Origin of the sequence: Alicyclobacillus tolerans (assembly GCF_900142255.1) — a bacterium.
Lineage (GTDB): Bacteria > Bacillota > Bacilli > Alicyclobacillales > Alicyclobacillaceae > Alicyclobacillus_I > Alicyclobacillus_I tolerans.
The window spans coordinates 71,986-84,405 of sequence record NZ_FRAF01000004.1; the positions used below are offsets into that span (position 1 = coordinate 71,986).

12 protein-coding genes are annotated in these 12,420 nt (G+C 43.9%); 7 read left to right on the forward strand and 5 right to left on the reverse strand.

The features are described 5' to 3' along the window. The first annotated feature begins 4 nt into the window (after positions 1 to 4). The 4 genes from BUA75_RS03285 (at position 5) to BUA75_RS03300 (ending at position 5,416) form a co-directional block, all read left to right on the forward strand. The gene (locus BUA75_RS03285) at positions 5 to 1,939 is read left to right on the forward strand and encodes a bifunctional homocysteine S-methyltransferase/methylenetetrahydrofolate reductase (protein WP_072873160.1); all 1,935 of its coding nucleotides are present in this window, start codon (positions 5 to 7) and stop codon (positions 1,937 to 1,939) included. Between the two features lie 80 nt (positions 1,940 to 2,019). Next, positions 2,020 to 2,784 carry a beta-ketoacyl-ACP reductase gene (locus BUA75_RS03290; protein WP_072873161.1) on the forward strand — a complete coding sequence of 255 codons (765 nt, stop codon included), beginning with the start codon at positions 2,020 to 2,022 and terminating at the stop codon, positions 2,782 to 2,784. Between the two features lie 44 nt (positions 2,785 to 2,828). Next, on the forward strand, positions 2,829 to 4,004 hold the full coding sequence (locus BUA75_RS03295; RefSeq protein WP_072873162.1) for a MalY/PatB family protein: 1,176 nt from the start codon (positions 2,829 to 2,831) through the stop codon (positions 4,002 to 4,004). Positions 4,005 to 4,039: 35 nt separating this feature from the next. Next, positions 4,040 to 5,416, forward strand: coding sequence for a phenylacetate--CoA ligase family protein (locus tag BUA75_RS03300; RefSeq protein ID WP_072873163.1), 1,377 nt, complete (start codon positions 4,040 to 4,042; stop codon positions 5,414 to 5,416). A gap of 15 nt (positions 5,417 to 5,431) precedes the next feature. Here BUA75_RS03300 and BUA75_RS03305 read toward each other — a convergent pair whose 3' ends face one another. The 3 genes from BUA75_RS03305 to BUA75_RS03315 form a co-directional block, all read right to left on the reverse strand. Further along, entirely contained in the window at positions 5,432 to 6,571 is a 1,140-nt protein-coding gene (locus BUA75_RS03305) for a S1C family serine protease (protein ID WP_072873164.1), read from the reverse strand. An 89-nt stretch (positions 6,572 to 6,660) separates the two neighbouring features. Further along, entirely contained in the window at positions 6,661 to 7,524 is an 864-nt protein-coding gene (locus BUA75_RS03310; protein WP_072873165.1) for an alpha/beta hydrolase family protein, read from the reverse strand. Then, positions 7,521 to 8,327: an ABC transporter ATP-binding protein gene (locus BUA75_RS03315; protein WP_072873166.1), complete on the reverse strand. Its 807-nt coding sequence runs from the start codon at positions 8,325 to 8,327 to the stop codon at positions 7,521 to 7,523. Before BUA75_RS03315 ends, BUA75_RS03310 begins: the two co-directional genes overlap by 4 nt. Positions 8,328 to 8,453: 126 nt before the next feature. Here BUA75_RS03315 and BUA75_RS15825 point away from each other — a divergent pair, with 126 nt between their 5' ends. Then, complete coding sequence (locus tag BUA75_RS15825; RefSeq protein WP_165611934.1) at positions 8,454 to 8,606, forward strand: hypothetical protein; 153 nt, start codon at positions 8,454 to 8,456, stop codon at positions 8,604 to 8,606. Positions 8,607 to 8,785: 179 nt separating this feature from the next. Beyond that, positions 8,786 to 9,100, forward strand: a complete 315-nt coding sequence (locus BUA75_RS03320; RefSeq protein ID WP_072873167.1) for a rhodanese-like domain-containing protein — start codon at positions 8,786 to 8,788, stop codon at positions 9,098 to 9,100. A gap of 127 nt (positions 9,101 to 9,227) precedes the next feature. Here the strand turns inward: BUA75_RS03320 and BUA75_RS03325 are convergent, their stop codons facing one another. Together BUA75_RS03325 and BUA75_RS03330 are read right to left on the reverse strand one after the other, a co-directional pair. Continuing rightward, positions 9,228 to 10,253: a cytochrome d ubiquinol oxidase subunit II gene (locus BUA75_RS03325; RefSeq protein ID WP_072873168.1), complete on the reverse strand. Its 1,026-nt coding sequence runs from the start codon at positions 10,251 to 10,253 to the stop codon at positions 9,228 to 9,230. Next, positions 10,250 to 11,614: a cytochrome ubiquinol oxidase subunit I gene (locus tag BUA75_RS03330; protein ID WP_072873169.1), complete on the reverse strand. Its 1,365-nt coding sequence runs from the start codon at positions 11,612 to 11,614 to the stop codon at positions 10,250 to 10,252. The genes BUA75_RS03325 and BUA75_RS03330 overlap by 4 nt, the downstream gene beginning before the upstream one ends. Positions 11,615 to 11,941: 327 nt before the next feature. Between BUA75_RS03330 and BUA75_RS03335 the strand changes: the two genes are divergently transcribed. After that, entirely contained in the window at positions 11,942 to 12,211 is a 270-nt protein-coding gene (locus tag BUA75_RS03335) for a hypothetical protein (protein WP_072873170.1), read from the forward strand. The last annotated feature ends 209 nt before the right edge of the window (positions 12,212 to 12,420 follow it).

Below are 12,420 nucleotides of genomic sequence, written 5' to 3' on the forward strand. Positions count from 1 at the left end.
CAACATGGAGAGCAACGTTTGGAAGGCGGTTCCTAACGTCATAGGCAAAGACGGACAGGCGTTTATTGTGACGGATGGTGCCATGAGCACCTTTTTGCATCAAATTGGTCTACCACTTGGCGTTTTGCCAGAGCAGTTAAATTTGGAAAATCCTGAACAGGTTCGTTCTGTCCATGAAGCTTATGTCAACGCAGGTGCTACTTTGATTCAAACCAATACTTTTTCAGCAAGTCGCTTTGCACTTTCCCGCGTCGGTATAGAAAACCAATTCTTTCAAATTCACTTGTCAGCAGTGAATTCTGCTAGACAGGCGGCTGCATCACAAGCGGCTGTTTTTGGTAGTATTGGCGCACTACCTGTTGAATTTATTCACGAGAACGCATTGTCACCGGAGCGCATGGAGCGTGAATATCGCCGTCAAATTGCAGAGCAAGCGGAAGCGCTTTTGCAAGCTGGAGTGGATGGATTTGTTTTAGAAACGTTTGCGGAGAGTGAGTGGGCTTATTGGGCTCTTTCAGCAGTACGTTCTTTAACAAATTTACCCATTATTGTTAACCTTTCGCCAGATGAAATAGGGGTAACCCGCGATGGTATGGAAATTGGGCATGCCTTTCAGTGGCTTCAGCAAGCTGGTGCCGATGCGGTTGGACTGAATTGTCGGTTAGGACCGTATGGTATTTTACGCTCTTACGAATCTCTTCATTTAGAAAAAAATGGTATGTACGCAGCTATTCCCAATGCTGGTTTGCTGCATTTTGAAGAGGGTAAGTACGCCTATACGGGCAACGCGGAATATTTTTCCAAAACTATGCTTGATTTAGCGCAGCATGGGGTACGGATTCTAGGCGGTTGTTGTGGAACAACTCCTGAACATATTCAGCGTTTGCGGAAAGTATTGGAGGAGACCGTTTTCAACGAATCTTCAACACAATCCGCTCTGTCTGCTGGCAAAGGGGAAAAATCTGGTGAGACTAGCGTATCTGATTTATCCGAAACACCCAAGATTGAAGCGAAAATAGAATTGCTTTCCAATAGAAATCAATCTCTCGTTGAAAAAGTCGCTCAAAAACGAACCGTCATTGTCGAACTCGATCCACCTAAAACGCTGGATTGCTCTAAGTTTCTTCGCGGTGCGTCGATTCTGGCCGAATCAGGTGCCGATTTTCTCACTCTTGCCGATAATTCACTAGGTTCAATTCGTGTCTCCAATCTTGCCTTAGCAGCCCTGCTCAAGCAACGAGGAATTGAACCTCTGGTGCATATAGCATGTCGGGATAGAAATCTGATTGGACAACAGTCGCATTTAATGGGGCTATACGTATTAGATATTCATCATATTTTGTTGGTTACGGGCGATCCGTCTCGTTTCGGCGACTTGCCGGGCGCAACCTCTGTCTTTGATGTTTCATCGACAGAATTGACGCGTATGGTCAAGCGCCTTAATGGCGGTATTGGTTTTTCAGGAATGTCGCTTGAACCTGCAAGTCGCTTTGTCATCGGTACATCGTTTAATCCGCATGTACGCAATTTTGACAAGGCGGTAGAAAGATTGCGACGAAAAATCGAGGCAGGCGCGGATTACATTATGACCCAGCCTGTATACGATGTGAAATTGATCAAAAGGTTGGCAGAAGTAGCCAAAGATTTAACCGTACCGATGTTTGTAGGAGTTATGCCTTTAGTCAGCGCGCGCAACGCTCAATATTTGCATCATCAAGTTCCAGGTATACAAATTCCTGAGACTATTTTACGCTTGATGGACGAAGCTGAACCAAGCCAAGCGTTGCACGTCGGGATGGATATAGCGCGCGAATTAGTGAATTCAGTATTAGAACATTTTCGTGGAATTTATTTAGTGACTCCCTTCCTTCGCTATTCTCTCACAGCGGAATTGACGCGTTACGCAAAATCCCTGAATCATCGTAGCATTTCCGTTTGAAACACGATAGAATCAAAAGGAGATAGAGGAGTACTTGCATAGAATTATAGTCTGATATTTGCTGCAAGGAGAGGATGCAAATGGGTCGATTTACGGGCAAAGTTGCAGTTGTAACAGGAGCGGCTCGAGGTATTGGGCAAGCCACAGCCATGGTTTTAGCGCGAGACGGAGCCAAAGTGGCAGTGTTTGATTTGAAAGAGGAGTTTTGCTCAGAAACTGTTCAAAAAATCCAAGAAGCTGGTGGCGAGGCATTGGCTGTTAGCTGTCAGGTTTCTGATAAGCAAAGCGTTGAGCAGGCGTTTCAAAAAGTTGTTGATCGTTTTGGAACGGTACATATTCTTGTCAACAATGCGGGAGTCATTCGTGACAACCTATTATTCAAGATGACAGAAGAAGACTGGGATACGGTCATGAATGTGCATTTGCGCGGCAGTTTTTTATGCAGCCAGGAGGCCCAAAAACTGATGGTTGCCCAACGTTACGGAAAAATTATCAATACCAGTTCTACTTCTGCGCTTGGAAATCGGGGTCAAGCCAACTATGCAGCAGCAAAGGCAGGCTTACAAGGATTTACTAAAACATTGGCTATTGAACTTGGTCCCTTCAACATCAATGTTAACGCTGTAGCACCTGGTTTTATTGTGACAGATATGACCAAACAAACGGCAGATAGAATCGGCATTGACTTTGAAGAAAATCAACGTCGTGCGGCAGAAATTATCCCTTTGCGCCGTGTGGGCCGCCCAGAGGATGTAGCCAATGTCACCGCGTTTTTAGCCAGTGATGACGCCAGTTACGTGAGTGGACAGGTCATTTATGTACATGGTGGCGGACGGCAGGCGTAAATGGTCTTCCTTGAAAGAGCCGCAGCAGGAGAGGAATAGCAAATATGACTTACTCATTTGACGAAATCATCCCTCGCCGGTATACTGCGTCTTCCAAATGGGATACGTTGCAAAAAAGGTTTGGCAGGGATGATATCCTGCCCCTGTGGGTAGCGGATATGGATTTTTTATCACCTCCAGAAGTGCAGCAGGCGCTCATGGAACGAGTGAAGCACGGGGTTTATGGATATGCCATTCGTCCAGATTCGCTCTATGAGAGCATTCAAAATTGGTTTGCCAAAAGGCATCAGGTTCACTATCAACAAGATTGGATTCTTCCTTCACGAGGCGTTGTCCATGGTTTGGCCATGGGCATTCGGGCCTGGACCGAACCTGGGGATGGAATTGTTATTCAGCCACCCGTTTACTATCCGTTTCAGTTTGTGATCGAGCGGCAGGGGCGCAAATTGTTGGAAAATCCTTTGATAGAGCATCAGGGCAAATACACCATGGATTTCGACCATTTGCGAAGCTTGTTCTCCAAAGAGCGTCCTAAGTGGCTGATTTTGTGTAATCCACATAATCCAGTAGGTCGTGTTTGGTCGAAAGATGAATTGTTGACACTTGCCAAGCTTTGTGATGAATACGACGTTCATGTACTTGCAGATGAGATTCATTGTGATTTTGTGTATAAACCTCATCAACATCTGCCTATGCTGAATGTATATGAACCTTTCATTCATCGTTTAGCCATCTGTATCGCGCCTAGTAAAACGTTTAATCTTGCAGGGATGTATACGGCGTTTATCGTAATTCCTGACGAGAATTTGCGACAACGATATTCGATAGTTCTCGAAGAAGCGTTTGTGCAAGATGCAGATATTTTTGGACCGATTGCCTGCGAAGCTGCATATCGTTATGGCGCCAGTTGGCTTGATGAATTGCTAATTTATTTGCAGGAGAACTATCGTTTCATGGAAGGGTTTTTCCAACGAGAATTGCCAAGTTTAAAAATATCGCCGCTTGAAGGTACTTATTTGACTTGGGTTGATTTTCGCGAGACGCATCTCTCCGATGACGAACTTCAGAAATGGTTGGTGGATCAGGCAAGAGTGGGGTTGAATGCTGGTAGCATGTTTGGTACTGGTGGTGCTGGATTTCAGCGTATGAATATTGGTACCCCACGTCCGCTGTTAGCTGAAGCGCTAGTACAGCTAAAAGAAGCTTGGCCACCAGTATAAACGAGATCGCCAAGAAAGAAGTAGTGAGGATTTTTATGAATATGACCAGTCGCTTTATTCAATATGCTGTTTACCCCGCTATGAAACGCTGGCGGGGTAACCGTGTAATGGACAGAATTTCTGAACTGCAACACCATGAAACCATGAATCGCAGTGAACTGCGAGAGTTGCAAAAATCGCAATTGCAGTCGCTATTGAAACATGCTTTAACGCATGTCCCAGCGTACAAAGAGTTTCAATATCTGCTTAATGAATTGGATAACCCATTTTATGTTTTACGGGAAATTCCACTTCTTACAAAACAGTCTTTTCGTCCAAGAAGAGATGACTTCCTTTCTGATACGGCTGACACGTCTTCCATTTTCCTCAATCGTTCAGGAGGATCGACAGGGGAACCTGTTACATTTTATATGAATCGTCATGCGGTAGAATATTCGGAAGCTGCTAGATGGCGAGGTTTGTCGTGGTGGGGCATCCGTCCCTGGGATCCGTGTTTGATGGTTTGGGGCTCGCCAATTGAATTGAAGCAATCTGCTATGATGTCTTGGCGTCTGAAAGAGCGTTGGCTAAAAAATCGTGTCCTCATTCCCGCATTTGCATTGCAACCGGAGAGAATGCTGGAATATCGGTCGCTTATTGAGTCGTTCCAACCTGTCTATCTTTATGGTTGGCCATCATCAATGGAAATTTTGGCCAGAGGTATTCAAGCTACTGGGCAACCGCTTCGCCTGCATCGTATCAAAGGTATTGTATCCACCGCTGAAGTGTTGACAGATGCCCAGCGAAAACTGCTGCAAGAAGTGTTTGGTGCTCCAGTTATCAATGAATATGGAGCTCGCGAAGGCGGCATTATGGGATATGAGTGTCCCCAGGGTAACATGCACGCAAGTGTAGACAACACTCTTATGGAAGTGGTCGACCCGCAAACAGGTGAGATGTTACCAGAAGGGAAAACAGGTTTTTTGATCGTGACAGATCTGCACAATTATGTGATGCCGCGATTGCGTTACCGTTTGGGCGATATGGTACAACTGAGCAGTGAATTTTGTTCCTGCGGCCGAACGCTGCCTTTAATCCGTTCAGTCGATGGGCGAGAAGATGATACGTTTCTTAGAGGCGACGGCTTACTGGTCAATGGTCAGTACTTCACCAATATTGCTCGTCTATTGCCAAGTATTCAGCAATTTCAAATTGAACAAGTGTCTGTTGAGCAAATGATTTTGCGTCTGAAGGATAATGGGCAACTGAATCAACAGGACATTTCAGCTTTCTGCCAACAAATTAAAGATAAAATGGGCGATATACAAATCAGCGTAGAACGGCTGGCAGAAATTCACCCAGCCGCATCAGGAAAAATGCGAGTCGCGATTCGATCTTTTCCATTACCTACTGCACTAAAATCATCATCTTGAGAAAATGTTCGCAGGTTATTCATCTTCTGGAAAGGTTCCCAGTATCAAAGGGATATTTTGTGCTCGCTTGTTTTCGAATACAGTCAGATAAATTTTTTGTCCGATCCGATACTCACTAATGGTTGATGTCAATTCAGATACGGAGTGGACTGCCTTGCCGTTGACGGCTGTTATCAGTTCAGCGTTGGACAAGTTGGCACTATCCGTTTTATGGATGCCACGAAGGCCAGCTTGAGCAGCTGGACCGTTTTTCAAAACCTGTATGACTAAAACGCCGTACGGAGCAGGTAGATGATAGTGCTGAGCGAGAATGGGAGTGACGGTGTAGCCAGTAATCCCTATCCACGGGTATTTAACTTGCTTACCTGAAAGCAAATCGGGCATCACTTTTTTTAGTCGATCGATAGGGATAGCAAATCCTATACCAATGGATCCCTTGACAGGTGAAACAATCATAGTATTGATACCAATCACTTGACCATTCGCATTAAGCAAAGGACCACCCGAATTACCAGGATTAATGGGAGCGTCCGTTTGTATTAAATTGTTCATTTCACGCTGGCCAATAGATGGCATGCTACGGTGAAGTCCACTAATAATTCCGCTTGTGACCGTATCTGTCAATTGAAAAGGGTTACCAATAGCAATGACGTTTTGTCCGGGGCGAAGATCTGTGGCTGTTCCTAAGGAAAGTGGTCGATAGATATGGGTGGGAATACGTACTATGGCTAAATCATCCAACTTATCTGTGCCAAGAACTCTGCCTTGATAAGTCTGTGAGCCAATCGCTACTAACACAGTTTCGCTGCCTGCAATGACATGATCGTTAGTGGCTATATCTCCCTGGTTGTCAATGATAAAACCAGTGCCTATATCTTCTGTGGGTTCATTATCGCTGGTATGGTTTTGATGAACGCTGGTAATGGTGCAAATACTCGGCACTGCTTGTGCGTAAATATTCGATACGTCTCCCACACTTGGAGTAATGGAGGAGGGGGTATTGACGCCAAGTTGTATGGGTTGAATGGGAGTACTGCTAGCGCCAACTCGCATATGGCCACAGCCACTGAGTAGACATGCCAATAAAAGCGGTGCACTACTCCACAACGTCAGTTTAGAAAATTTCCTCCAATGTACAAATTTCTTTTCATTCATTTTCGTCAACCCCTCTTCGCTACGAATCCATCTTCTGTACGAAGAAAGTGTTTTCCGAATTGAAAAGAATATACAATCTTTTCATCATTCTATTTCTGACAGAGCCAATCGCACATTCGATTTACAGCAGCCTCATGAATCGGACGCGGCATATGATGTCCAAGTCCATAGTAAAAATGTGTCACTGGATTTTTACCCTTTTCCCGCAAAACTTTTTCCATTCGTATAGCATGAGAAAAATCAACCTGTTGGTCATTCGTGCCATGTACCAAGAGTATTGGTGAATTCAACTTTGTAACGATGATCTCGGGTGATCTCGATGCATATCGCTCCGGATAACGTTTAGGTGTTCCGCCAACGACTCTCTTCAGCATTCGTCTCAAATCTATTCGTTCTTCGTATATGTTGGCCAAATGGGAGATACCACCCCATAGAATAAGTTTGTGTATAGAAGGATTGAAATATGCCGCTTGTGCAGCGTTAATAGAACCGCGAGAGAAACCTAATAATGAAATTCTATTCTTCTGAACAAAGGGAAGTGATTGAAGCATAGAAATAGCGACGGATACATCCATTGTTTCTGCTCCGCCAAATTCGTCGTTTCCATCGCTTTCTTCACTGCCACGATAGCATGGAGCAAACACGACAAAACCCAATTGAGAGAAATCATGCATCCATTCCAGACGAACCTGACCTACACGTCCAATTCCGCCTCTGCAATAGACTATTGCTGGAAAGAAATCTGCTAGCATGTGATCTGCTTTTAGTTGGAAGCGTTTAGGAAAATTTTCTGCTACTTTGTTTACTTTCAAACAAGGTCTATCTTTTTCTGGTAATGCCTGCAACAGATGGTGTTCTAGTCTCATTTCGTTCCATTCATATTCTGCGGGGAGGGAGAGGTAACCCATGACACAGTAAGAGTCGGATGGATAACGTATTTTAAAAATAGTCATATTTTCTGACCTGTTGGCACGGGGATTAAAAAGGGGCGGTTTTCACGCCACAGGACATCCACAGATAGATGCCATAATTTTGAGAGTGTAGCTCCCGTTAAAATCTCTGCAAGCAGTCCTTGTGCAACCAATTTTCCTTGATCCAACAGAGCTATATACTGAAAAGAAGGGAGAATTTCTTCAATATGATGGGTTACATAAAGCATTGTAGGAGCGTCTTTTTGTTGAGATATGGCAGATAAAGATTGAAGTAAAGCTTCTCGAGCAGGCACGTCAAGCCCTGCACATGGTTCATCCAAGATAAGTAGTTCTGGGTTCGATAGCCATGCACGAGCAAGCATGACACCTTGCTTTTGACCTTGTGAAAGAACGGAAAAATTTCTTTGAGCTAAAGACGAAATTCCCATCTGTTCTAATAAATCAAATGCTTGGATACGGATGTGAGTCGGTACCTCTTTCCATAAGCCAAACGAAGCAAAATAACCACTGCAAACCACATCAAGAACATTCGAGGAAGCACTGGATTGTTCAAGTTCGCTCAGCAGCGCAGCACTGATCCAACCAATTTTTTTTCGCAATTCACTAAGTTCTACCTTGCCCAGAGTTTCTCCCAGTACAGTAACACTTCCTTTACTTGGCCAGATATAGCCTGTTAACAGCTTAAGAAGTGTTGTTTTTCCCGCGCCATTTCTACCTACAATTGCCCAATTCTGATCGCGATCGACCGTCCAATCTATTTGGTCTATTAACAGGTTATTCTGACGTTTGACAGTGACTTGTTCTAATCGCACAACATGAGTCATGGGCGACTCTCCTTTGTTTGTGAAAATGAATTACCCGTAAAGAGTTGATTTTGATAGAATAGATACTAGGAAGGGCACCTTCCGCCTTTCCTCCTGACGTCATAGACGGAGGGAGGTGAGGGGTGAATGAGCATCTTTCGTTGGTTGGAAGCTTTCTGCGGCCTGTGTGTTGCTTTACTCGGAGTTTTAAAAGCTTTTATGGAGTATCGCAAAACTGCTGCAGAACTGAGGAAAACAGACGAAAACGAGGCTGCCGACCAAGCTAAGCCTCGCTCCTAGTACCCCGGCGGAAGGGCTGAATTGTCAGCCTCGCCCTTCCGCTATATGTTATGTTCAGAATAAAACAATCTGTTCTTTTCTGCAACTGCTTGTATGTCTCTGACTATGTTATATGAGTAAAATACGGAGACCTATATGCGAAAGTCTGTCATATGGCAAAGCTAAGGAGGTTCTATGCTATGGAAATTACACAGTGGCAAACCAATGATGTATTGGAGCACTTACAATCTAACAAGAATTTACAAATTATTGATGTTCGTCAGCCAGAAGAATTTCAATCCGGTCATATTCCAGGAGCGAAACTTATCCCTCTTGGTGAATTGAATGAACGTTACCAAGAAATTGAACCCAATGTGGAAGCTGTTATCGTGTGTCGTAGTGGTGGTAGGAGCAGTAAAGCTTGTGAATTATTGGCCAGTCTTGGTTATGAAAAAATTTACAATTTAGCAGGTGGTATGTTAGGCTGGCAGGGAGACGTTGAATCAAACATATGATTTTGATTAGAAAGATTCGTTATAAGCTTTACAGATACCAAGTCAAACAGACACCGATTTTGATATGCCGGTGTCTGTTTTTTTATGTTGACCATGAAACACGGATAGGAGAAAGATTTTTATCTATTTAGTCCTCTTTTGATACGTAAGCTCGGTTCTCTAAGAAAAGTCTCCAAAACCATATAAATCCTGGAAAGAGTATAGCAATTCCGAGAATAAGAACGACAATCAAGGCTCGAAACATTTCTGAGTTGGTAAAGCTGTCCTGGATGGTTACATATGGATAGATAAGATACGGTAAATGAGCCCGACCATAGCCAATCATCGCGCAGCCGTACTGGACAACATGAGAAACGACAGCCAAGCGAAAACGCAGATGTAAATTTTCTCTGGTGGATACGGTAAGGAGGTAACCGAGTACAAAGAAGCCTCCGGAGACCAAAAACCAAGGCCATTGGGAGAGCATGTCTTTTTCCAACCAAGGAGCTGACTGAGCAATCCAAAAAAAAGCAATAAAAGCCCATACCATGTTTATAGGACCTAACCAGATTGCTTGTTTGCGATATAAATAAAAAGCGGTTGAATCGTTTGCAATTCGCGAGTAGTCTGCTAACAACATGGCTGATAAAAACAACTCGCTGGTTAGACCTAACAAGATGTACACATAAGTGGTGGGACTACTGAACAGTTGTGTTAATGAAAGTGTCAACCGCCCATGGTTTTGTATGAGAAAGTTACCTTGAGCAATTGGGAACACACTCATGAGTAGAGCAGGGATGATAACGCCAGTGATTCCGGAGATAACTCGCAGAGGTTGTTGGTATCGATCAATCGAATGTGCGTAGACCATAAATACTGTTCGCAAGGTTAAAAAGATGAGAATCAAGCAACCGGGTACCAAAAGAATATTGCCAAACACAAAAGCAGCTGTTGGGAATAGCCCTACTAAGGACACAGAAAAAAGGACGAGAAAGACATTGGTGACTTCCCAAAGAGGAGATAGATAGCGGTTGGCGATGGTAGCTGCACTGGCGTGTTCTTCTTTAAAGAAAACCATCGCCCAAAAACCGGCTCCAAAGTCAATTGAACCTGCGATACCATAGATAAAAACGATGGCCCAGAGGAGGGAGATTCCCCAAATAGCTGCAGTCATGGAAGCCAAACCACCCTTCTTGGTTTTGGTGCGCTAGGGTCTATATCGTCCGAAAGTGGGTGACGTGAAAAATAAAAACGAAGTACGGTAATAGATCCAATGGCGAGTAATAAATAAAGCAGCATAAAAAGCACAAACATCCATCCTACATACGGTGCTGAGGTAACAGCGTCGGCAGTGCGCATGACATGGTAAATAATCCATGGTTGACGTCCTATACAAGCATAAATCCAGCCAAGTTCAATAGCGAGCATGGCAAGAGGGCCGGTCAACACAGTTACGCCCAGCATCCAATTGGGAAATGGATATTCATGTTGCTTGCGTAAGGTTTTCACTAACCAGGCAAAGATGGCGAAAAAAATTAACAAAGTTCCAATACCCACCATACCATCAAAAAACAGGTGCAGAAAAAGGGGCGGCCAAGTGTCGCGAGGGAAGGAATTTAAACCTAATACCACGCCATCCAGTCGCTCTGTAGCTAACCAACTAAGAAAATCAGGAATTTTTATACCGCCAATGACATCCTGTCGGGTACCGCTTACCCAACCACCAATGACAAGAGGCGCATGTGCTTGTGTTTGAAACAATCCTTCTGCTACGGCTAATTTTTCTGGCTGATATTTGGCTAAATATTTACCCGCAGAGTCACCGCTGATAGCAGCAACAAGACCAAATAGCCCGCCCAGAGCGAGCGATAGCATGAGAGCTTTGTATTGATGTTTCCTTTCTCTTTCAGTATGAGATTTTTTAAGCAATCCATAAGCAGCAATAGCCGCCGTTACAAATCCAACCGCCATATAAGCAGTCATCATCACGTGAAAATCAGAGGTTGGCAGAGCGCGATTAAATACAGCTTGCCAAGGATGGATGTCTACAGCACGACCGTTGACTAACCGGAATCCTTGGGGAGCATTCATAAATGCATTGGCATCAGTAATCAAGAGCGCAGAAGCGGCTGCTCCAATGGCAACTAATAAAACGCTCAGAATGCGCCAGCGGCGAGGAATACGATCGGCTGCATACACATAGATAGACATAAACAACGCTTCTAAAAAGAAAGCAAAAACTTCAATAAGAAATGGTAATGCAATGACCTGGCCGACCAACTGCATGAATTTGGGCCATAAAAGGCTCAGTTGTAATGCGACAGTGGTACCAGTTGTGATACTGACAGCTAATAATACGGTAAATCCGCGTGTCCAGCGCTTTGCCATGACAGCATAATCGTGATCGCCTGTAAGCGCATAGCTTACTTCAGCCACTGTAACCATAAAAGGAATACCAACTCCGAGTGTTGCATAAATGATGTGAAAACCCAGAGACATGCCAAATAGAGCTCTTGCAAGGTGAACGTGATCCAAAGTAACACCTCATTTTGAAATTGAAAATATTGAATATGTGGATATAGTTTCCATACACAAATCCATTTATGTATTTTTGGGAGAATGGCGATCTCGTTTCGCAAATATAACGTCCGATAATATATATTATTCCAAACCTGTAATCATATGGAAATGTAATACAAGAGAAAAGACTTACTAGGTGTGTTGTGAGTTTGGCGACCGCGACCACCTTAGTAAGTCTCTCACGCAAAGCGTGTTCTCTTGTATTATAATCTTGTTGTCCTACCTTGTCTAGGTCGCCAAATGGCGGCCTTTTTTTGTGGGGCTTGAAAGGGGAGAGGTTTCGTGAAATTTGTGTTAGAGGGGCAGTATCTTGGGATGCAGTCAAACGAGATTATTAAGGATGGTCAAAAGACCGTCTATACCGATGCTGTCGTACTTGTGGATGGTATGGAGACTGTCAGAGTGTCTATTGAACCCCATCAATTAACAGAAGTAGCTCAATATGCTCATATGTCTAACCTTCGTTGGTGGGTTGATGTCCGCTCCTTTAATGGTCGTTCGGGCGCTTTTATAAGAGTCCGATTGTCGGACATTGAATCACCTTTGCAATAGTCATGACATGGCAAGAAGCGACCTGGCTTCCATATATCGGACAATGGATGCCTGTCATTGCGATTGTCGGCATGGTCAATACTTTATTATTTATCTTTCTTTGCTTCTATTTCATGATGCGAGGTGGTGAGTAGTGCATGTTCTCTTATATTCGTTAGTTTGGGTTTCTTTTTTGTCATCAATGGTTCGACTGGTTTTTCGTTGGCTGT